This is a genomic window from Rhizobium sp. YTUHZ045 (genome assembly GCF_051124255.1).
In the GTDB taxonomy this organism is placed as follows: Bacteria; Pseudomonadota; Alphaproteobacteria; order Rhizobiales; family Rhizobiaceae; genus Rhizobium.
Genome location: NZ_CP101432.1, coordinates 2,937,446 through 2,958,555 on the forward strand (window position 1 = coordinate 2,937,446; position 21,110 = coordinate 2,958,555).

Here is a 21,110-nt window from a genome sequence, read left to right on the forward strand (position 1 = left end):
GTTTCCCGTAACCCTTCTTTTAGGATTCATGTTATGGGCGATGGTCGCATTTAAACCTGTAGAAGGTTCGATTCATGGCAACTCCGCTCACCATCGACGATCTGAAAAAACTCGCGCAGCGCCGCGTGCCGAAAATGTTTTTCGACTATGCGGATTCAGGCGCCTGGACGGAATCCACCTATCGGGCGAATGAAAGCGATTTCGGTCAGATCAAGCTGCGCCAGCGCGTGCTGGTCGACATGAGCGACCGCACGCTCGAAACGACGATGATCGGCCAGAAAGTATCGATGCCGGTAGCGCTCGCACCGACCGGCATGACCGGGATGCAGCATGCCGACGGCGAGATGCTGGCGGCGCGGGCGGCGGAAGAATTCGGCGTTCCCTTTACCCTGTCGACGATGAGCATCTGCTCGATCGAGGACGTCGCCTCGGTGACGACGCGTCCTTTCTGGTTCCAGCTTTATGTGATGAAAGATAAGGATTTCGTCCTCGACCTCATCCGTCGCGCCAAGGCGGCGAAATGCTCCGCGCTGGTGCTGACCGCCGACCTGCAGATCCTCGGCCAGCGCCATAAGGACCTGCGCAACGGTCTCTCCGCCCCACCGAAATTGACCGCGAAACATATCTGGCAGATGGCGACCCGGCCCCTCTGGTGCCTTGATATGCTGCAGACGAAGCGCCGGTACTTCGGCAATATCGTCGGCCATGCCAAGAACGTCGCCAATGTCGCCTCTGTGCCCAAGTTTGCGCACGAGCAGTTCGACCCACGGCTGTCCTGGGCCGATATCGCCTGGATCAAGGAGCAATGGGGCGGCCCGCTGATCATCAAAGGCATCCTCGATCCCGAAGACGCGAAGGCCGCCGCCGATACCGGCGCCGATGCGATCATCGTTTCCAATCATGGCGGCCGTCAGCTCGACGGCGCCCCCTCCTCGATCAGCATGCTGCCTTCGATCGTCGACGCCGTCGGCGACCGCATCGAAGTCCACCTCGACGGCGGCATCCGCTCCGGCCAGGATGTGCTGAAGGCCGTGGCGCTCGGTGCGAAGGGCACCTATATCGGCCGCCCCTTCCTCTACGGGCTTGGCGCGATGGGCAAGGAAGGCGTCACGCTGGCGCTCGACATCATCCGCAAGGAGATGGACATCACGATGGCCCTCTGCGGCAAGCGCGACATCAATGACGTGGATGCGTCGATCATATCGGGGCGCGGCTGAGAGAAGTAGTCGGCACTGGCTGAACGCGCGATGGGCCGGCAATATCTTCGACCTGCGCAACGGCATGCGATTCAGCACAGCGGCCGGCCGTCACCCGCGGTGAACAGCAGGATCGCAAAAATCACGAGACAGATGGCGAGCGCCAAACGCTGCCGCCACACGATGCGGCGCGATCCGGCAATCCGCCTCTCGAGGCCGGGCGGTGTCCCGTCAGGCTTGCGAAGCTGCATCCGGGAGAGCAGGTCGTCGACGGCGGCAAGACCGGCGGCCTCTGTCTCATGGCTCGACGCGAGGCGAAACAACAGCGCATCGAAAAGGAGGTGGATCGCCAGCGCAAGCACGATCCCGCAGAAGACGAGCGTCAACAGCCAGCCGAATGCTGGAGCGAAACCTCGATATCCCTGAGTGATCGGGCCGATAATCAGCGGCAACAGCGCTGTCAGCCCGCAGACGATCGAATTGCGGCCGAGATTTCGCGCAGCAGCCGAGGCCGTGGCATTCCATTGCGTCATTGCAAGCCCTCCGTCACGGCATGGATGCTTTCCTCGGGCAGATGAACACGCCGCCCCGCCCTTTCGATCAGCCGCAGCGCTTCTGCTGGAGTTTCGCAACGTCGGCTGATGAGCAGCCATCGCACGATGACGCCGGCGCTCCGCTGGAAACCGAGCGCACAGCAGACGAGGACCGGTCCCTGGTGGCGCGCAATCTCGATGAGGTTCGCCGCGGCTCGCGTCTGGATCTCGTCGAGGCCTGTCAGATCGAGGGTGGGAAAACTGCACCAGCGCCTGGATGTCCCGCTTGGGCGCTGAAACTCGCCGGTGATGTCGATCACAGTGGCGAAATGGTCGGCCTCGTGGCGGCGCGGAAAACGGCCGAGATGGACACCGTCAATGATCATCACGGATGCCGGTATTTTGCGTGTCCAAAGCCAAACATTGACGACAGCGCCGAGCCGGTAGGGCGCCAGTAGCCAGCGGCTGGCAAGCGCGGCCCGGCCATCGGCGCGTTTCAGGAATATCTGCGGGCCGGCGCCGAGATATCCGGCTGCGACGATCGCCAGGGCAACCGCCGGCCAGAGCAACAGAAGCGCTGCGGCCGACAGAGGAGTAAAGAGCGCTGCAAGGCCGAGAAATGCGAGAGCACCGCACAGATAATAGATGCCGAGACGGCGCGACTTCGGATCGTCGCTCAACGCAAAATTGGCAAGAGGCGAACCGGCATCGCGTGGGAAAAGCCAGGCGGCAAACAGACCGAGCAGTACGCCGGTCGGTATGTCCATGACGTGATGCTGCCACGTCGTCAGCACGGAGGCGCCGATGAGGAAGCACCAGCAGTGCCAGAGAAGCCGGGCCCTGCGCGGCAGCCGGCCGCGCAGATGGTCCCAGATCACCACCAGCAGCGCGATATGCAGCGACGGCGCCTGGTTGAACGGCTTGTCGAAGCCACCGAGGACAGCAAACATGAAACCGGGCAGGCCGCTCGTGGCCGGCCGCACGAAGATTGCTTCGAGCGGAAACGCGATAAAACAGGCGACTGCGATTAACTGGATCGTCAGATAACGCCTTGCCAGCATATCCACATCGCGCGGCGTCGTGTTGATGAACAGGCAGAGCCCGTAGAACAGATTGATCGACCAATATGGAATGATCGTCCATCCCAAGAACGGAATGGCGCTTTCCCATGCGAAGGCAATGTTCGGCACATCAGCGCGTTGCGACGCCAGCCAGTTGGCGCCGCCATAGGTCAGATAGAAGAACGGCGCCAGGAAGGCGAGCCAGAACGCCGCCCGCTTCATGACCGGCGCTGTTCGGGAAAGAGGAGAATGTGCCTGCCCCAACGGCGTTGCCCTCAAACTCTCTCCGCCAGCGAGACGGTGAAAATGCCCCACTGGTCAATGCGCTGTTCGATCTTGCGGAAACCGCCTGCGGCGACCAGCTGGTCCATTTCCTCTTGCGTGCGCCGCCGCATCACCCATGCCTGACCGCCGCGATGAGAGGTGAGCGCGCGGGCAATCATCTCCAGCTGTGGATGCCATGGCTGGTTGGTGTAGACGAGCAGACCGCCGGGCCGGATCGCGCGGGCGATCCCCTCGAGCGAAGCGGCGATCATCTGATTGTCGGAAAACAGCTCATACAGGCCGGAGACGATGGCGAGATCCGGAGCCGGCGTGATTGAAGCCAGGCCCTTGCCGTCAAAGGCATCCTGCTGGCGGAAGCTCACGAAATCACTCAATCCGCGCGCGGCGATGCTGTTGCGGCCGGCCTCGACGTTGATGAGGGAATAATCCTGCAGCCGCACGCTATCGGGACGCACTGCAGCGGCCTCGATAGCATCAAGGACATAACGCCCGTGCCCGGCCGCTATGTCGAGCATATGAGTGCTGCGGCCGGCGGCTTTCAGGCGCTGCAGCCCGTGGTCGATCAGTTCCTGCAAATGCAGCTTGCGCTGCCTGATGCCGCGCCAGCCGATCGCCTCAAGGAACACCTGGTCGATCAACCGCCCGCCGGGACCGAGCCCGCGCGGCTTGTTTTCGTAGACGTAATCGAGCGTCGAGCCGGAATCGAAACCGGTCTTTACCCCGGTCCTTATGCCTTCGGACACCAGCGCCGCGATCCTGATGTTGAGGCGGCTGAGCGCCCAGTAGATGCCGCGTGCGGATGTCGCATCCAACGGGCTCGCGAGCCGGTCGGCTTCGTCCTTGGTATAGCCCTGGACATGGGCGGTGCGAAGGTCGGCAGGCGCCCGCGGCTCAGCGAAACGCGCATTGATAAAGCGGCGGATTTCGGCGAGCGCAATCGCGCGATCCTTTTCGCCGAGCGTGTCGTGGTAGAAGCCGGCAAACACGTGCCGTTCCTTGATGCGGCTGCCGAGGTTTTCGTAAAACCGATGCTGCGGCGCGTGCCGCACCACCCAGTCGCTGCCGGAGATCAGCAGCTGGGTCGGCACGGTGATGGCGCGGGCGTCGTCGACGACGCGGGCCGCCGCCTCGTAGAGCTGCAGCAGAATGTTGGAGGCAATCGGCCGCGTGATCAACGGATCGGATTCAAAAGAGGCAATGCGCTCGGGATCATGCGTCAGAAACTTCGCCTTGACGTAAGAATTGACGAAAAATGTCCCCTTGAACTTTTCCCAGAGCGCAATGCCTTCCTTGGCGAAAGGCACATAGAGCTTGACGCTGAAGGCCGGTGAGGCCAGCACCAGCGCGCGGATCGGCGGCGCATAGTCGTGCACCCAGGTGGCGGCAAGGACGGCGCCGACGCTCTGCGCAATGACGGCGATGTCTTCGACCGCAGTACCGCTGGTCTCGCTGACATGGCGGACGAAGCAATCGAGATCACGCTCCGAGGCAGCGAAGGATGGCGAATAACCGCGCTCTCCCGGTGAACGCCCGTGACCGCGCGCGTCCCAGGCGTAGAAGGCAAAATCATCGAGGCCGAGCTCGGTGGCGAGATGGGCGACGCGGCCGCTATGCTCGTGGCCGCGATGGAGAAGAATGATGGCGCCCTTCGGTGAAGCACCGGTCGCAGGCCACGTCCGATAAAACAGTCGAGTCCCGTCATGCGATGCGAATTCGGATTCATGCATGGGTCTGGTCGTCGAGGACGGTTGCTCGCTGTCGGTAGTCTGCAGCACGGTCGTCTCCAATTCTGATCAGTGGATACGTTGCATCTATTGCCGGCAACAGTGAGTTGCTTTCATTGCAAAAGTCTAGCTGCAAATGATAAGTCCTTTGGGTGAGCCGATTTGAAGTGCGGGCTTTCCCACAGCTACGATGATCCGCACGGACCCAGCCGGGATAGACTGTTCAATTGCCGCGAAATTCCACTGAGGTACCATGTCTGTTTATCAATTGAAGTCCCGGTTTCAGAATATTCTTCGCCCCCTGGTGCGCTCGCTTGCGGTACGAGGTGTTACCGCCAATCAGGTGACTTCAGTTGCTGCCGCCGTCTCGGTTGCACTTGGGCTTTTCCTGAGCGTCGCCCCGCTTCCGCATTGGTTCCTGCTGGTGCCTGTATGGTTTCTACTGCGCATGGGCCTCAATGCCATTGACGGCATGCTCGCGCGCGAACATGGGCAAAAGAGCATTTTGGGCGCCTATCTCAACGAGATCGGTGACGTCGTGTCGGATGCCGCCCTTTATTTCCCGTTTGCGCTCATCGATCCGAACGATCTGATGCCGGTCATGGCTGTCATATTCCTCTCGGCACTGACGGAATTTGCCGGCGTCCTGGGTCAAACGGTTGGGGCAAGCCGGCGTTATGACGGGCCGCTGGGCAAGAGCGACCGTGCGGTGCTTTTCGGCGCGCTCGGCATCTTTGTCGCCGTTGGCGGCACGTTTGCCGCATGGACCTCATGGCTTTGGGCCGTGGTGGCCCTGCTTCTCGTATGGACCACCTTCAACCGTATCAGCGCCGGTATTCGGGAGTCGCAAACGGCCACCCGATAGAAAGCGCGGAGCCGATCGGCCGCCCGTTCTTTCACTGGCACTGTATTTCGAAACTAGTGTTGAACGCTGCTTCTTACGAGTTGCTTGGTTGGCGCTTCTTCCAAGCCACTCTCCTCCTAACGACCTGTTAAACACAGCCTCTATTTTTTCCGCTCTCGTTGAAAGCACAAAAGCGGTGCTTTATGTCTTAGTCATGGCAAACGTGAGCAAGACACAGCATCCATCGCAGTTGCGCTACGTGCTGGCACCGGATGATCATGCCCGCCAGGCGCTTGATGACACCATCGCCGCCTACCGCAGGATGATCGACATCCTCGCTGAAGTCATTGACGACAAGGCAGGCGCCAATCTCGTCGTCCTGCACGACCTTGCCTATGAAACCGTGCGCGAACAAACGGGCCTGCCGGCACGGCTGGTCACACTCGGCCTTCGCGATTTCGCTGCCAATCGCGGCATGATCGTCGACCCGCCGCAAATGCCCCTCGACGACAAGCTCTTCGCCATCAAAGGCCCTTCGGATCTGACCATCGCCACCGTGCATGGACGCGTTGCCGTGCCCTTCGATGTCGCCGGTTATTCACGGGGATGGGAGAGCATTTTTCCGGCCTACCTCGTTGCAGAGCCGGATCATTACGAGATCCACATCGGCGTCACGCCGAATTCCGCTCGGATGGAGGAAAACATGACGAATGAAGGCATTCTATCCCGCATGGGCCGCCTGATCGCGGGAATCGCGAATGCAGCGGTCGACAAGGCCGAAGGCGTCAACAAGATCGCCGTGATCGAACAGGCGATCCGCGAGATCGATGCGGCAGCGGACGAAGCCCGCACCGATCTCGGCAAGGCGCGCGCCGAGCAATATCGCATCCAGAGCCGCAGGGACGAGATCGTCGGGGATATGAACGCGCTCGACGGAAAGATCCGCCTCGCCGTCTCTTCCGGGCGCGATGATCTGGCAAAGGCCGGCGTCGCCCGCCAGATCGATCTCGAAGCCCAGATCGCCGCACTCGACAAGGCGCTGGCCGATGCCAGGCAGCAGCTGGACGAAGGCCAGAAAGCCCTACAGGCCGTGCTCGCCACGCGCCGCGAGGCCGACGCCCGCCTTGCCGATTTCAAGCGCAGCATCGCCAGACATCCCGAGGACGCCGCTACAGGCCATAGCCGGCCCGCGCCGGGCGCCGATGCTGCCCGGGCTGCGGCGGCGGTGTCGCGGCTGACCGGCGTTCCATCAGGCGACCATATCAACAGCTCCGAACTGGATGAACTCGACCGGCTGCATCGCGAACAAGCGATCGAAGCACGCCTCGCACGCTTCAAGGCGGATAACCGGTAACGCCGATGGCACTTCTTTTCGCCCCTGAATGTGCCCCCTTCGCCATCGCCGCCGCCGTGCTCGCAGGCCTGACCGCGATCGAGATGCTCGCGACCGTCATGGGTTTTTCGATCATGGAATTTCTGGGAAAACCGGATTTTCATGGCCATGACGGGTTTTCGGGCTATCTGTCCTGGCTCAACGTCGGCGGCGTTCCCCTCCTCATCCTCATCATGTTGGCGCTCGGCTTCTTCGCCATGACGGGCTTTGCCATACAGGCCGTCGCCAACGCCTTCTGGGCGCCGCTTCCCGCCGCCGTCGCCGCCATTCCCGCCATCTTGGTCGCCGTGCCCATGGTCAGGGCGTCGAGCAGAACCGTGGCGCGGCTCGTTCCACACGACGAGACCTATGCCGTCGATCTCGACACATTGATCGGCCGGACCGCCGAAGTATCGCTCGGCCCGCTTGATCAGGGACTGCCGGGGCGCGTCCGCGTCAAGGACCAGCATGGAAACTGGCACGTGCTGAGAGCCAAGGCCGCCAGAGATCAGGAGCCTCTCAAGGTTGGCACGGAGGTTCTCCTCGTCGATCGCACGGCAGATGTATTTATCGCCATTCCCGCACTGGCGGACCCCGCCGCAGCGGACAATCAATCTTTCAGGGAGCAGCCATGATGTATGACATTATTCTACCGGCCGGCATTGGCATCGTTCTGATCTTCGGCATCGGTTTTGTTCTCGCCTCTCTCTATACGCGCTCCAGCCGCGACGAGGCCTATGTGCGCACCGGCCTCGGCGGCCAGAAGGTCGTGCTCGACGGCGGCTCCGTCGTCCTGCCGATCTTCCACTCCATCGCCAGGGTCAATCTGAAGACACTGCGCCTCGAGGTTCGCCGCGGCGAAGGCGATGCGCTGATCACCAAGGACCGCATGCGCGTCGATATCGGCGCCGAATTCTACGTCCGCGTTAAACCCGACGCTTCGTCGATCGCGCTGGCCGCCCAGACGCTCGGCAGCCGCACCAACGACGCCGAGGCGCTTCGCATCTTGATCGAAGCGAAATTCGTCGACGGCCTTCGCTCGGTGGCGGCGACCATGAATCTCGACGCGCTGCAGGAACAGCGCATGGATTTCGTCAAGGCCGTGCAGGAAGCCGTCGGCGCCGACCTCCAGTCGAACGGCCTCGAGCTTGAATCCGTGTCGCTGACACGGCTCGACCAGACCGACATCAAGCATTTCAACGCCAACAATTTCTTCGACGCGCAGGGGCTGGCGGCGCTGACCCGCATCACCGAAGGCCGCAAGAAGGAGCGCAACGAAATCGTCCGCGACACCGAAGTCGCCATCGCCCAGAAGGACCTGGAGGCCCGCCAGCAATCGCTGGCCATCGAGCGGACCAAGCGCGAAGCCGAACTCAACCAGGAACGCGACATCGCCAACAAATCCGCGGCGACCCGCGCCGAAACCGCACAACAGGAACAGGCGGCCAAACGCGCCGAGGAGGAAGCCCGCATCGCCGCCGAACAGGCGATCGCCGAGCGCGAGGCAGCCGCCAAGCAGGCCCGCGAAAGCGCAAACATCGATGCCGCCCGCGCCGTCCAGCAGCGCGATACCGAAGCCAAGCGCGACCTTCAGATCGTGGCGCAGGAAAGCGCGATTGCCGTCGCCAACAAGAGCCGTGAAGAATCCGAAGCCAAGGCCACCGCCGAAATGGCCCGCGCCCGGGCGATCGCAGCGGAGGAAAAGGTCGGCACCGCCAAGGCGATCGAAATCGCCGAGCGAGAAAAACAGATCGCCGTGATCGATGCCCGCAAGACCGCCGAAACCGAAGCGACCGCCGTCACCGTCGGCGCCGAAGCCGAGAAGCAGGCGGCGATCGACCAGGCGGAAGCCATCAAGACGCTTGCGACCGCGGAAGCCGATGCGGCGATCATCAAGGCCAAGGGCATTCTCGAAACCGGCCGGGCTCAGGCCGAAAGCGAGGCGCTGCTCAACGAGGCCCGCAACAAGCTCAGCCAGACCATCATCGAGTTCGAAATCACCCGCGAGCGTATCCGCATCATTCCCGAGGCGCTCGCCGAAGCGGTCAAGCCGATCGAGAAGATCTCCGATATCCGCATCTTCGACACCGGTGGCATGCTCGGCCGCGGAAACGGCGCGAACGGTGAAAACGGCATTGGTCTCGGCGACGGGCTGGCCGGCCAGTTGCTCTCCTATCAGGCCAACAAGCCGATCCTCGACAAATTATTGAAGGAGGCCGGCTTCGACGGCGACAACGCCATCTCATCCCTGCTTGGAACTCTCGATGGCGCAAAACCGACAATCCCAGCCGCGGCTCCGGCAAAACAGGCAATCCCGCCCGCCACTCCGGTAAAGCCCGTAGCATCGGCCGCGGCTCCCGTACAAACGATCGCTCCTCACGCGCCCGAGAAGGATTGATCGCAGCGCAGGTAGGGCCGGGCTATCTCACCCAGCCCGTTGCAAGCGCACTGGCCCAGTCGGCACGGCCCCTTTCGGCGGCCAGTGCCGACTGGGCCATGTGGTCGTAGGCGACAGTTCGGAACTGCCACATCCATCCGGCCGCCGTCTTTTCCAGGATAGCATAGCTCGCCAGCGGATGGCCGGCTTCGACCTTGTGATAATAGGGCAGCACATCGTCATAGGCGGGGCAGCCCACACTGCCGGGATTGACGATCAGCCGGCCGTCCGAGAGTCGGACGGCACGGGGAATGTGGCTGTGGCCGCAGAGGATCAGCGGCAGGTCGATGCCTTCGGCGAGCGCCTCGATCGCTTCGAACGGCTTCAAGAAGACTTGCCCCTGCGGCGAAACGGACTCCAGCCAGTAGAGATTGTCGTCTTTCGGCGTCGCATGGCAGAGATAGGCCTCGCCGCGATAGACGGCATCGAACGGTAGACCCCGCAGCCACTCGAGGTGGGACGGCGTCAGTTGCCGGTAGGCGGCAGCATCCGAGGCATGCATAGAGGCGGGATCCTGCTCGATCAGATAGCGGTCGTGATTGCCCCGAACCGAGGTCAGCCCGAGAGGCGTCAGCAGGTCAGCCGTTCGGCCTGCCTCCAGCGGCCCGCTGAAGAAATCGCCGAGATTGACGACGTCCTCGATTCCATGAGCCCGGATATCGGCAAGCACCGCCTCGAGTGCAAGATGGTTGCCGTGAATATCGGCGATTGCAGCAAACCTCATTTAGCTGCCGCGATAGGTTGAATAGCCGTAAGGCGAAAGCAGGAGCGGCACATGGTAATGCGCCGTGACATCGGCGATGCCGAAGCGGATCGGCACGAGATCCAGGAAGGCCGGATGCGGCAGCGGCGTGCCGCAGGCCCTGAGATACTCGCCGGCGTGGAAGACCAGCTCGTAGATGCCTACGTGAAAATTTTCGCCCGCAAGGATCGGGCCGCCGTCGACTCGGCCGTCCGCATTGGTCTCCACCGTTTTCAGATGTCTGCGGATCTCGCCGTCGAGCTGGAAAAGATCGATCCTGAGCCCATTGGCGGGCTTGCCAAGGGCGGTGTCGAGCACATGTGTCGTCAGTCCGGTCATGGGGCTGGCTCTTTGATGACATAGGGGGGGTCGAAGAAGAATTCCTCCAGATTATTGCCAGGGCCGTCGCGGTCGACGACCAGGAAATCGGAGGTTTGGCCGAGCGCCATCAGCGGATGATGCCAGACATTGCGGCGGTAGTTTACACCCTGGTCTCCGCGCGCGAAAAACACCTGCGGCCTGCCCGGACGTCCGCCATCGTCCTCGGAGACGACGACGAGGAATGGGCGGCCGGAGATCGGCGAGAAACTCTGACTGCCGAAGGGATGGCGTTCCATCATGTCGACGTCATAAGGGAAGCTGCGCGGCTGGCCGCGAAAGAGATTGATGATGACGCGCGCGCCCTCGCCCGCCGCCTCCACCGTGGCCAGCGCATGGAAGCGTTCGGTCGTGCCGCCGTTGATGAGCCGCATCGAGGCTGCATCGGCTTCGATCACTTCGCCGAAAGGAGCAAAGGCCGATCTGGTAAGCGGGCGGATATCGAGAAAATCAGCCAATGGGTTCACTCACCTTCGGCGTGCCAGTGACGAATAGCGTCGATCTCGACGAGAAGTTCCGGCAGCGTGCGATAGGTTGCATCCCAGATGTCCGAAGGATCGAGGGCGAAGACGTCTTCCAGGATACGGTTGCCCGTTCCGCAGATTTTCGTCCACGGCAGAGTGGGATGCTCGGTTGCGAATTCCGGATGGGCTACGAGCAGTCGGGAAGCAGCCGCGCCGATAGTGAAGTGGCAGAAGGCGACCGCCTTGAAGGTGAGATTATCCTCGGCGAAGGCCGCCTCATCCATTCCGCCCACGAAGTATAGTGCTTCGGCTGCCGCCTTCTGCATTTCATTAAGATAGTCGATAGCACGAGGCTCGTTCATTTGCCCTCCGGCAACATCGATGTCAGGCGCAGCAGCGCGATCCGTTCGACCTGTGTCGTGGCGGTCGCGAATTCTTCATCCAGGTCATTGCCGATCCGCCTTTCGAAGGCCGAAAGGATATCGTCCTTGTCGAGCCCTCTGACGGCGATGATGAAGGGAAAGCCGAATTTTTCGACATAGGCTGCATTAAGTTCGGTGAAGCGGGCATGTTCGGCCGGGCTCAACCGATCGAGACCGGCGCCGGCCTGCTCCTTGCGGCTGTCCTCCGTGAGTTCGCCCGCTATCGCCAGACGCCCGGCAAGATCGGGATGGGCACGCAGCACGCCGAGACGCTCCTCCCGGCTTGCTGCACGGAAGACGGCGGCAAGAGCCGCATGCACGCCTGATGCCGTCAAAGGCTCCCTCAGACCCCCGGCGTCATAGGCGCGTTCGGCGATGAAAGGCGAATGCTCGAAGACGCCGCCGAAGCGGGAAACGAAATCCTCGCGCGACAACATCAGAGCGCATCCGGCTGATGATTCTTGTGCCAGTGCTCGGCGATCTCGATGCGGCGCGGAATCCAGACCTTGTCATGCTTCAACACATATTCGATGAAGCGCTTCAGAGAGGCTGCTCGGCCCGGACGCCCGACGAGGCGGCAATGCAGGCCGACCGACATCATCTTCGGGCTGCCGTCCTTGCCTTCCTCGTAAAGCGTGTCGAAAGCGTCCTTGAGATAGGTGAAGAACTGGTCGCCGGCATTGAAACCCTGCGGTGTGGCAAAACGCATGTCATTGGTTTCGAGCGTATAGGGGATGATCAGGAAGGGTTTCCCGTCGACGCCCTTCACCCAGTAAGGCAGGTCGTCGGCATAGGAATCGGAGGAATAGAGGAAACCGCCCTCTTCCTGCACCAGTCGCAGCGTGTTGTCGGAAGGCTTTCCCTGATACATCCCGAAAGGCCGCTCGCCGGTGAGTTCGGTGTGCAGGCGCACGGCTTCGAGGATATGCTTGCGCTCGAGATCCTCGGGGAAATCCTTGTATTCCAGCCAGCGATAACCGTGGCTGGCGATCTCCCAACCGGCCTCCTTCATGGCCGCGACGGCTTCGGGGTTGCGCGCCATCGCCAGCGTCACGCCATAGACGGTCGCCTGCACCTTGAGACCCGTGAACATCCGCCAGAGCCGCCAGAACCCGGCGCGCGAACCATACTCGTAGATCGATTCCATGTTGAGATTGCGCTGTCCCGGCCAGGCCGCCGCACCGACAATCTCCGACAGCAGGTGTTCGGAAGCCGGATCGCCTTCGAGGATGCAGCTTTCGCCGCCCTCCTCGTAATTGATGACGAACTGCACGGCGACGCGGGCGTCGCCTGGCCACTTCGGATCGGGCGTCTGACGCCCGTAGCCGACGAGATTGCGCGGGTAGGTCTCGGATACCATCAAATCACCTTCTGAAAAGACGAAGGAACGGTATCATCCGCAGCCGGAATGTCGAGACGGAAACTGCATAGGAGAATTTCTCTTTTCAACACAACGACTTAGATCGACATCTGCTCAGGCGATCCTGCGCGCGCTGACCTTGCCCATCGGGTGGAGCGAGTGAACGCGGAAGGGACCGCCAGTGCCCTCCTCGATCATCAAAGCCACATTCGAAACGATCACCGGCTCCCTCAAGACGGGCTCGAAGATCGTTCCCAGCACTGGCTCGATGCGGGGCATGTCGATCGTGTTGATGGGGCCTGTCACCGGCATATGGAAGCGGAACTCCTCCATCACATAGGGATTGCCCCAACGATGCAGATTGGCGAATTGCGCCGCCGACAACCCGTCGGGATCGCTGCGTTCGATATCGGCTTCACTCAGCGGCGCCCGGAAACGATCGAACTCCTGAACGATCGCCGAAGCCAGATACTGGATCCGCTCACAGGGGGCGCTCGGCACCAGGCTGTAGAAATTGCCGAGCCGGGCGATTTCGAGACCTGGGATCTGGAAGGGAGCATATGTTCCGGCAAAACGCATGAGGTCGCGCAGGAGTTGCGATTCGGACGTCTCGGCGGAGAGGTGAAAAGGCGCTTTCAGAACGCCGTGAAAACCATAGCGCCGCGGCACCGCAGTATAAAAGGCGATCTCATGAATGCCGAGGCCGCGGACGGCCGGAGGCTCCACCATATCGCCTGAAAACACGTTTCGGCCAAGCCAATTAGCGGCCACGAGCGACAAGGGGTCGCTCGCCGGAGGCGTAAAGCAAATGGCATAGCGCATGCAATTTCCTCCATGAAGGAAGTGAGCGCCGGGAAAATCCGGCGCTGCCGATGCGCAAGCAGATAGGTGATTTGCATGACAGAATAACGAAACGCAGCTGTATCTAATTCACGTTTAACGTGAAGCGACAGCGATATGGCTTGATATCGCGAAGCTTTCCGGCAGCGAAAATTCGCAATCTGTGTCGCCTGCCATACAAACCGCAGCCTCCGCCAGCCGATGGGCCAGCCCGAAGCTGACCTTGAAACCGCCGGTCAGTGCGATCAGTCGGGGATGGATTGGATGGCGGCCGATCATTGGATCGCGGTCGATGGCTTTCGGGCGAAGCCCCGCCCAACGTTCGATGACAGGGGCGCTGCGGAGCGCCGGCACGATCGCCCGCGCCGCCTCGATCAACGCGTCGAGCTGTGCATCGGTCGAGAGGGGGGCGTCGAAACGGTTCTCGCTCGTGCTGCCGACCGCCGCATGCCCCCCCTGATGCGCGACGACATAGAGCCCATCGAGGAAGATCGTCGGCAACGCCGGGTCGACATCTGCTTTCAACAGCGCCGCCTGCCCTTTCACCGGCTGGCCGAGCGGCTGCTTCAAGCCCGGCGTCAGCCGCTGCAGCACGGGAAAGGACTGATGGCCGGCGGCCAGGATGCAGCGGCCGAACGTGATGATTTCGCCGCCGATCTCGGCCGTCCCGCGATCGGGATTGAGATCGGCGACAACAGCATTTTCCATGATGCGCACATGTTTTGCCCGCCGCAGCAATGCGATGAGCGCTGAGATCAAGGAGCGGGGCGCAACACGGGCGGCGAGCGTATCGTGCACGAAGCCACTTTCGCCGGCAGATGCGTCAGGCCAACCATCGACCGGCGGCCTGTCGATGACATGCCAGTGGAAGCGGCGTTCGCCGGTCCGCCAATGGCGCTCGGAATCTTCGGAATGGCCGCGGGCGATGCGCTTGAGATGCGGTTTCGGCAACGGGATCAGCCGCCCCGACCTGGTGTAGCCGGCCGACAGCCCGGTTTCTGCTTCAAGCGCCGCAATTTCGGTTTCGAGTGAGACCAGCGCATCGAACTGGAATTGCTTTTTCTCCGACCACCGGTCCGGCATATGCGGCATCAGCGCGCCGAGCAGTCCGCCGCTCGCGCCTCCGCCCAGTCTGCCGGCGTCGGCGAGGACGGTGCTCATACCGCGGCGTTCGGCATGAATGGCCGCCCAGAGACCCATGATGCCGCCGCCGACGATCAGCAAGTCGCAAGAAGATTGACCGGACGTCGGCTGAGGACTATCGGCTTTTTCCATGAGAGACGTGAACCCCGATCAGATTGGCGCGGGCGCGCCGCAGCCGCTCGAATGGCGCGACGGCGATATGCCCTATTCAACCGTCTTTGGCGATCATTTTTATTGCCAGACCGATGGCCGGCTGGAATGCGGCCATGTCTTTCTCGCCGGCAACGGCCTGCCGGAGCGTTGGCACGGCCAGCGGGATTTTGTCATCGGCGAACTTGGCTTCGGCACCGGCCTGAACTTCGCCGAGACCTGGCGGCAGTGGAAGCTCCATCGCGCAGACGGCCGGCACCTGCATTTCACTTCCTTCGAACTCCATCCGATGCGCGGTGAAGAGATCGGCCGGGCGCTCTCGCATTGGCCGGAGATTGATGCGGAACGCGAGGCGCTGACCGCAGCCTGGCCTCAAACACCTGCTGGTACCGTCTCGCTCGATCTCGATGGCCAGACGCGGCTCAGCGTTGTCTGCGGCGCGGCACTTGACGGCGTCGCCGCGGCAAAACCCGGCTTCGACGCCTGGTATCTCGACGGTTTCGCGCCCTCGCGCAACGGCGACATGTGGTCGGAAAAGCTGATGCGTGAGGTCGCCGAAAAGACTGTGGCCGGCGGCACCTTCGCAACTTACGCCGCAGCCGGCTTCGTGCGCCGCAACCTCATCGCCGCCGGCTTTGCCGTCGAACGCCGCCAGGGCTTCGCCGGCAAGCGCGAAATGCTCTGCGGCATTAAGGCAACCGCTCGGTAAGCCCTACGACTTCCATTCGATGGAGATCAGTAACTCGTGCGCTCCGGCTGCAGCTCATCCCTGCCGAGCCATTGCCGGATCTTCTCCTCCAGAAGTTCCGGGCTGATCGGCTTCGACATGTAATCGTCCATGCCGGCGTCGAGGCAGGCTTCGCGGTCGCTTTCGAGGGCATGGGCGGTGACGCCGATGATCGGCACCCGGTGGCCCTGCCCCTTTTCCCTTTCGCGGATCGTCTGGGTCGCTTCATGGCCGTTCATGACGGGCATCGAGACGTCCATCATGATGATGCGTGGCGTGTGGCTTTCCCAGGCGGCGACGGCCTCCTGCCCGTTGTTGACGACCAGGAAGGAGAGGCCCGTCGACTGCAGTATCTGGGTGAAGACGATCTGGTTGACCTCATTGTCTTCGGCAACCAGCACGTCGACGAATTCGGCCGCCCGCTTTTGCGGCTCGGGCGCAGTTGCAAGTGCAGGCGCCGGCACGGCCGCTTCCGCCCGCAGCCGGGCGATATCGGCTTCCGACGCCTGTTTGACACGGCGGGCGCGGACGACCTCGACGACAGTATTGCGCAGCACGTTGGCGCGTGCCGGTTTCATCAGATGCGCATGGCCGTTCAGCGCGGCGAATTCCTTTTCCGTGCCCGAAATATCCATCGACGTGAGGAAGATGATCGGCAGCTCGACGAAGCGGGGATCGGCGCGCAGCCGGCGCGCGACGTCGGCGCCGTTCATGTCGGGCATGTGATAGTCGAGCACGACGGCGTCGACGGTGACCCCGAGATCGGCCGCTGCCTCGAGGATCGCCAGACCGGTGCCGCCACCTTCGGCAGCCACTCCGTCAAAGCCCCAGAGCGAGAGCTGCTCGGTCAGGATGCGCCGGTTCACTTCATTGTCGTCGACGACGAGGATGCGCGCGCCCTGCACATTGATCGGCAGCGGCTTCGGTTCGAGGCGGGCGGCCGCCACCGCAAAAGGCAGGTTGACGGTGAAGACCGAGCCCTTACCCCATTCGCTCTCGACATTGATATAGCCGCCGAAGAGATCGACGAGGCCGGCGGTGATCGCGAGGCCGAGCCCCGTTCCCTCATGCCGGCGGGTCGACGAGGTGTCGACCTGCGAAAACTTGTCGAAGACCGATTCGAGCTTTTCTCGGGGAATGCCAATACCGGTATCCTCGATGCGGATGATCGCCATGATCTCCCCGCCGGCGATCGTCTCGAAGCCGACATCGACGAAGACATGGCCGCGCTCGGTGAACTTGACGGCGTTGCCGACGAGATTGGTGACGATCTGGCGGAAACGCCCGGCGTCACCAATCACCGCGGCCGGCAGATCCGGTGCAGCCCGCACCAGCAGTTCGATGTTCTTCTCGGCGGCATGCGAGGAGAGGAGTGTCGCCACGTCCTCCACCGCTTCGGTGATATCGAAGGCGGCTTTGCGCAGTTTCATCTGTCCGGCATCGATCTTCGAAAAGTCGAGGATGTCGTTGATAATAGTCAGCAGCGCATTTCCCGACTTGACGATGATGTCGATGAAGGTTTTCTGGCGCGTGTCGAGATTGGTCTTGGCCAGCAGTTCCGCCATGCCGAGCACACCGTTCATCGGCGTGCGGATCTCGTGGCTCATATTGGCTAGGAATTCGGATTTGGCGCGGTCGGCGGCTTCGGCGCGCGACAGGAGCTGGCGCAGTTCCTCCTCGCGGCTCTTGAGCTCGGTGACGTCGGTGAACAGCGCCACCCAATGCTCTCCCCGGCTGACCGTCGCATCCATGTTCACCCAGCGCTCGCCGCCGACATGGAAGACGGTGGAAATTGGCTGCCTGGCTGCGATATTCGCCCGCCATTCCTGCAGGGTCTCATCCGCCGCATCGTGGAAATCGCCGCGTGCCGCGCAGAATTCGAACATGCCGAGCCAGCCCTGGCCGGCCTCGATATAGTGCGGCGGGATCTGCAGGATCTCGGCCATCGCCTCGTTGGACATTTTGATGATGCCGTCCTGGACGATGGCAAGGCCCTGCGACATGGCATGCGTCGCATCCCGCATCATTTCGCCGAGCCGCTCGAGGGCTGCGCGCGTCTCGTGGATTTCCTTTTCCCGTTCGCGCACCGCAGAAATATCGGCATAGGTGAGCAGAATGCGCTCGTTGGAGATGCGGCGGCTGTCGAAGATCACGGATTTGCCGCCCGCCCAGCCAAGCTCGATCGGCTCGGGCTCCTCGGCTTCGAACAGATGTTTGCGGAAGGCGTAGATCTCTTCCGGCGTCTGTGTCCCGTCGTAGCGGCCGAGCTCGTAATTGCGGCGGATGACGTCGATGAACGGGCGGCCGTCGAAGCGATCGTCGAGCGGCAGTTCCCAGATGCTGTAAAATTCGTCGTTGACGTAGAGAATCCGGTGGTCGTTATCGAGGATCAGCACGCCGATCGGCAGCGAACGCAGAATGCTCTCGATGTCCCGATGCAGTATTTCTTGCTGTTTGCGCGATTCAATCAGTGCCTTCTCGCGTTCCTTGAGCGGCGAGATGTCGGAAAAGGAGCCGACGACATAGGTTCGCCCATCCGCCGTTATGACACGGTTGACGCGCGAGATGACGGGATAGACATGGCCGCTATTGCTCGGCATCTCGCTTTCGAGCTCCACCGAAATGCCGTCCCTGAGCGCCAGCAGGTTTTCCTGGTAGATCGCCTCAGCACCTTCCGGCCCGAACATTTCGTGTTCGGTCATTCCCAGATATTCGGAGCGGGCGCGGCCGCTGAAGGTTTCATAATATTTGTTGGCATAGACCAGGCGGTGCTTGTCGTCGCGGACGAAGACCGCCACAGGCAGATCCTCCAGGACGGTGCGGAGAACGTCGAGTTCATTGACACTCTCTCCCCAGGCCGATTCCTCGGCGGCCACAGGCGTCGCGCCGTTGCGATAGGCTGCGTTGACGACCAGCGGGCGTCCGTCGGCTGCAAAGATGCCGATCGGGTGATCGAGGTTCTCTAGTGCCTCGCGCACTTGGGCGAGATCGGCGGCACTTCCGAAATCGTTTACAGTCTTAGAGCTACCGGCAATCCCGGGCTTGCCGGCAATCCTCCCAAGAGCAACGGCACTGCGTTCGCGCGCTTCGAAGATGCCGAGCACATAAATCCGCTCCGGCGACGGCGAGAAGCTTTCGATCTGAATGCGCTCGTGATCGAGGCCAGCGGCATCGAAACAGATGGCATTTTCCTCGGTGCCGAACACCAGCGCGCGGCGCTCCTTGTCCTCGCGGTCCTCTTCCTCGGGGCGGTTGAAGAGTTCGCGGCTGCGCCTGCCGATGAAATCGGAAATCTCTCGGCCCAGGAAATCGGCATAGGCCTCGTTGACGGCGACATAACGCAGCTCGCTGTTCTTGACATAGGCCGGGGTGTCCAGATCGGCGATCCGGCGGCAAGCCAATTCCAGAATGTCCCCGGCTGATTTCAAGAAATCGTCGCTCCCGCAATGAATGGAATATCAACGACAAAGACTATAACGCCAAGGCTTTTAACAAGGTTTTAACCATAAATTTCGAAGGCGGAATTTTACAATCGGCGTACGGACCGGAGTGGCGCCGTATGCTGCACGAAACCGAAAGGATGACTGCAGCAACTGCGGCCGGCCGCAATCCGCTCTTTACTCATGGCTGGCCGTTGAAATCATGACTAAAATTTAATGCGGGCCGCCCTTGTGCGGCCATCGCTCCGCCGCGATCCGGGCGGAGTCTGGCCATGGCTTTATAGAAGCCAGTCTAGATAAGGAAGTTACCATGTCCGTTCTTCATAAGACCATGGCGACGGGCCTGATCGCGCTGACCTTTGCCGGCGCCTCGCTCGCCACTGCCACCACCGCCGATGCCCGTCCGCGCGATGCCTTCTTTGGCGGCCTTGCGGCCGGCGTCGTCGGCGGCGCCCTTCTGTCGGAGGCCGCCCGCCCCGCCTACCCCGTCTATCCGGCTTACCCGGTCTACCGTCCGTACCCCGTCTATCGGACCTATTACCGGCCGCACTATTGCCACCTCGAATGGCGTTACGACCGCTGGGGCGAGCCCTACCGCGTGAAAGTCTGCCCGGAATAGCAAGACCGCATCCGGCGCCGCTTGACCTCCCGGCGGCGCTGGTCCAATCCTCCCGCAGGAGGATCAGCATGCCAGAACCGCTCAAGAAACTGCTGCATGAAGAGCTCGTCGGTGATATGGCCGATCACATTGCGGCCCATGCGCCCGCCTTCGACCGGGAACGTTTCGTAACTCTGGCGACCGATGGCCTCGCAGCCCTGGAACTGATGGAGCGCTCCGCATTAATCCGTGACGCGCTGCTTGCCACGCTTCCCGGAGATTTTCCTGAAGCAGCCTCTATCCTCAAGGCAAGCCTGCCGGCCGCCGACAGGCCGGGACTCTCCGGCTGGATGCTGCTGCCGGTCAATCAGTTCATCGCCGCCCGCGGCACCGATCATTTCGATCTCGGCCTCGACCTCCTCAAGGCGCTGACGCCGCATTTCACCGGCGAATTCGGCATCCGGCAATTCATCCATCGCGACCAGCAACGTGCGCTCGCCACCATTTCCACCTGGGTCGGCGATCCCGACCAGCATGTGCGCCGGCTGGCGAGCGAGGGCACGCGGCCGCGCCTGCCTTGGGCCATGCGCCTGCCGCAACTCGTGAAAGACCCCGCACCGATCCTGCCGATCCTGACCGCGCTGATGGATGATCCGGAGGATTATGTGCGCCGCTCCGTCGCCAACAGCTTGAACGACATCGCCAAGGATCATCCAGATCTGGTCGCCGCCTTTATCGCCGGCCATATCGACGGCGCGTCCGCCGAGCGCCGCCGGCTGCTGAAACACGCCTCTCGCACGATGCTCAAGAAAGGCCATGCGCAGGCGCTTGCCAATTTCGGTTTCGACGCGGCAACCGCGCTGACATGCGAGCTGCGCCTTCAGAACGGCGAAGTGGTGTTCGGCGAAGGGCTGGATTTTGAAATCCGCCTGACCAATTCAGGCGAAACCGCGCACTCACTAATGATCGACTACGCCATTCACCACATGAAGGCCGACGGCTCGCTCTCGCCCAAAGTATTCAAATGCAAGACGGTCACGCTCGCGCCGGGGCAGAGCCACGCAATCGAGCGCCGCCATGCCATGCGGCCGATCACGACGCGGCGCTATTATCCCGGCGAGCACCGCATCGCCGTGCTCGTCAATGGCGCCGAAAGCGCATCGGAAAGTTTCGTCCTCAGAATGCCGTCGCCTGACCCGGGCTAATGCCTTTTTGTGCGCTGCACTTGACTTTTCCCGTGAACTAGCCCAAATGCGGCTCAGCTTTCACCCTTCCGGCCGCCGCGTGAGCGTGCCCCTGCTCGAAAATACGAAACGCAGGAAGAAGGGACAAAAGCGCATTTCGACAGAGCGCTGCACTCCCAAGAGCGGCCAGAAGCGCTGGAAAGCTTTTTC

20 protein-coding genes are annotated in these 21,110 nt (G+C 62.0%); 8 read left to right on the forward strand and 12 right to left on the reverse strand.

The genetic code is table 11. From position 1 onward, the window contains the following. Nucleotides 1-74 precede the first annotated feature (74 nt). Complete coding sequence (locus tag NMA58_RS14775; protein ID WP_434710866.1) at nt 75-1,217, forward strand: alpha-hydroxy acid oxidase; 1,143 nt, start codon at nt 75-77, stop codon at nt 1,215-1,217. A gap of 71 nt (nt 1,218-1,288) precedes the next feature. Here the strand turns inward: NMA58_RS14775 and NMA58_RS14780 are convergent, their stop codons facing one another. From NMA58_RS14780 to NMA58_RS14790, 3 genes are read right to left on the reverse strand one after another with little or no spacing between them, the layout of a single operon-like run. Further along, nucleotides 1,289-1,729 (reverse strand): hypothetical protein, encoded by a 441-nt coding sequence (locus tag NMA58_RS14780; protein WP_434710868.1) that lies wholly within the window; start codon nt 1,727-1,729, stop codon nt 1,289-1,291. Continuing rightward, nucleotides 1,726-3,012 (reverse strand): phosphatase PAP2/dual specificity phosphatase family protein, encoded by a 1,287-nt coding sequence (locus tag NMA58_RS14785; protein WP_434710870.1) that lies wholly within the window; start codon nt 3,010-3,012, stop codon nt 1,726-1,728. The genes NMA58_RS14780 and NMA58_RS14785 overlap by 4 nt, the downstream gene beginning before the upstream one ends. A gap of 53 nt (nt 3,013-3,065) precedes the next feature. Next, nucleotides 3,066-4,850, reverse strand: coding sequence for a bifunctional alpha/beta hydrolase/class I SAM-dependent methyltransferase (locus NMA58_RS14790; RefSeq protein ID WP_434710872.1), 1,785 nt, complete (start codon nt 4,848-4,850; stop codon nt 3,066-3,068). Nucleotides 4,851-5,052: 202 nt separating this feature from the next. On the opposite strand from NMA58_RS14790, the gene NMA58_RS14795 reads away from it, so the two are divergent. The 4 genes from NMA58_RS14795 to NMA58_RS14810 all read left to right on the forward strand — a co-directional run bounded on the left by NMA58_RS14795 (nt 5,053) and on the right by NMA58_RS14810 (nt 9,413). After that, entirely contained in the window at nt 5,053-5,664 is a 612-nt protein-coding gene (locus tag NMA58_RS14795; RefSeq protein WP_434710874.1) for a CDP-alcohol phosphatidyltransferase family protein, read from the forward strand. Nucleotides 5,665-5,857: 193 nt separating this feature from the next. Beyond that, nucleotides 5,858-6,997: a PspA/IM30 family protein gene (locus tag NMA58_RS14800; RefSeq protein ID WP_434710876.1), complete on the forward strand. Its 1,140-nt coding sequence runs from the start codon at nt 5,858-5,860 to the stop codon at nt 6,995-6,997. 5 nt (nt 6,998-7,002) lie between these two features. Beyond that, nucleotides 7,003-7,650 carry an OB-fold-containig protein gene (locus NMA58_RS14805; RefSeq protein ID WP_434710878.1) on the forward strand — a complete coding sequence of 216 codons (648 nt, stop codon included), beginning with the start codon at nt 7,003-7,005 and terminating at the stop codon, nt 7,648-7,650. Next, nucleotides 7,647-9,413, forward strand: coding sequence for a flotillin family protein (locus tag NMA58_RS14810; RefSeq protein WP_097597020.1), 1,767 nt, complete (start codon nt 7,647-7,649; stop codon nt 9,411-9,413). The genes NMA58_RS14805 and NMA58_RS14810 overlap by 4 nt, the downstream gene beginning before the upstream one ends. A gap of 22 nt (nt 9,414-9,435) precedes the next feature. Here NMA58_RS14810 and NMA58_RS14815 read toward each other — a convergent pair whose 3' ends face one another. The 8 genes from NMA58_RS14815 to NMA58_RS14850 all read right to left on the reverse strand — a co-directional run bounded on the left by NMA58_RS14815 (nt 9,436) and on the right by NMA58_RS14850 (nt 14,933). Further along, nucleotides 9,436-10,176 carry a metallophosphoesterase family protein gene (locus NMA58_RS14815; protein WP_434710881.1) on the reverse strand — a complete coding sequence of 247 codons (741 nt, stop codon included), beginning with the start codon at nt 10,174-10,176 and terminating at the stop codon, nt 9,436-9,438. Continuing rightward, on the reverse strand, nt 10,177-10,533 hold the full coding sequence (gene uraH / locus NMA58_RS14820) for a hydroxyisourate hydrolase (RefSeq protein ID WP_085778997.1): 357 nt from the start codon (nt 10,531-10,533) through the stop codon (nt 10,177-10,179). Then, nucleotides 10,530-11,030: an ureidoglycolate lyase gene (locus NMA58_RS14825; protein WP_434710883.1), complete on the reverse strand. Its 501-nt coding sequence runs from the start codon at nt 11,028-11,030 to the stop codon at nt 10,530-10,532. The genes uraH and NMA58_RS14825 overlap by 4 nt, the downstream gene beginning before the upstream one ends. 5 nt (nt 11,031-11,035) lie before the next feature. Beyond that, nucleotides 11,036-11,398, reverse strand: a complete 363-nt coding sequence (locus tag NMA58_RS14830) for a HepT-like ribonuclease domain-containing protein (protein ID WP_097597023.1) — start codon at nt 11,396-11,398, stop codon at nt 11,036-11,038. Next, nucleotides 11,395-11,895 (reverse strand): 2-oxo-4-hydroxy-4-carboxy-5-ureidoimidazoline decarboxylase, encoded by a 501-nt coding sequence (uraD, locus tag NMA58_RS14835; RefSeq protein ID WP_085778999.1) that lies wholly within the window; start codon nt 11,893-11,895, stop codon nt 11,395-11,397. The genes NMA58_RS14830 and uraD overlap by 4 nt, the downstream gene beginning before the upstream one ends. Then, nucleotides 11,895-12,818 carry an allantoinase PuuE gene (gene puuE, locus NMA58_RS14840; RefSeq protein WP_434710885.1) on the reverse strand — a complete coding sequence of 308 codons (924 nt, stop codon included), beginning with the start codon at nt 12,816-12,818 and terminating at the stop codon, nt 11,895-11,897. Before puuE ends, uraD begins: the two co-directional genes overlap by 1 nt. A 114-nt stretch (nt 12,819-12,932) precedes the next feature. Then, on the reverse strand, nt 12,933-13,640 hold the full coding sequence (locus NMA58_RS14845) for a DUF1045 domain-containing protein (protein ID WP_183699349.1): 708 nt from the start codon (nt 13,638-13,640) through the stop codon (nt 12,933-12,935). Nucleotides 13,641-13,754: 114 nt separating this feature from the next. Further along, nucleotides 13,755-14,933 carry an NAD(P)/FAD-dependent oxidoreductase gene (locus NMA58_RS14850; protein WP_434710888.1) on the reverse strand — a complete coding sequence of 393 codons (1,179 nt, stop codon included), beginning with the start codon at nt 14,931-14,933 and terminating at the stop codon, nt 13,755-13,757. Between NMA58_RS14850 and mnmD the strand changes: the two genes are divergently transcribed. After that, entirely contained in the window at nt 14,932-15,660 is a 729-nt protein-coding gene (gene mnmD, locus NMA58_RS14855; RefSeq protein ID WP_434710890.1) for a tRNA (5-methylaminomethyl-2-thiouridine)(34)-methyltransferase MnmD, read from the forward strand. The genes NMA58_RS14850 and mnmD overlap by 2 nt on opposite strands. A gap of 26 nt (nt 15,661-15,686) precedes the next feature. Here the strand turns inward: mnmD and NMA58_RS14860 are convergent, their stop codons facing one another. Further along, nucleotides 15,687-19,106 carry a response regulator gene (locus NMA58_RS14860; RefSeq protein ID WP_434710892.1) on the reverse strand — a complete coding sequence of 1,140 codons (3,420 nt, stop codon included), beginning with the start codon at nt 19,104-19,106 and terminating at the stop codon, nt 15,687-15,689. Between the two features lie 322 nt (nt 19,107-19,428). Here NMA58_RS14860 and NMA58_RS14865 point away from each other — a divergent pair, with 322 nt between their 5' ends. Then, nucleotides 19,429-19,737 (forward strand): hypothetical protein, encoded by a 309-nt coding sequence (locus NMA58_RS14865; RefSeq protein ID WP_097597029.1) that lies wholly within the window; start codon nt 19,429-19,431, stop codon nt 19,735-19,737. A gap of 68 nt (nt 19,738-19,805) precedes the next feature. Further along, nucleotides 19,806-20,921, forward strand: a complete 1,116-nt coding sequence (locus NMA58_RS14870; protein ID WP_434710894.1) for a DNA alkylation repair protein — start codon at nt 19,806-19,808, stop codon at nt 20,919-20,921. Nucleotides 20,922-21,110 lie beyond the last annotated feature (189 nt).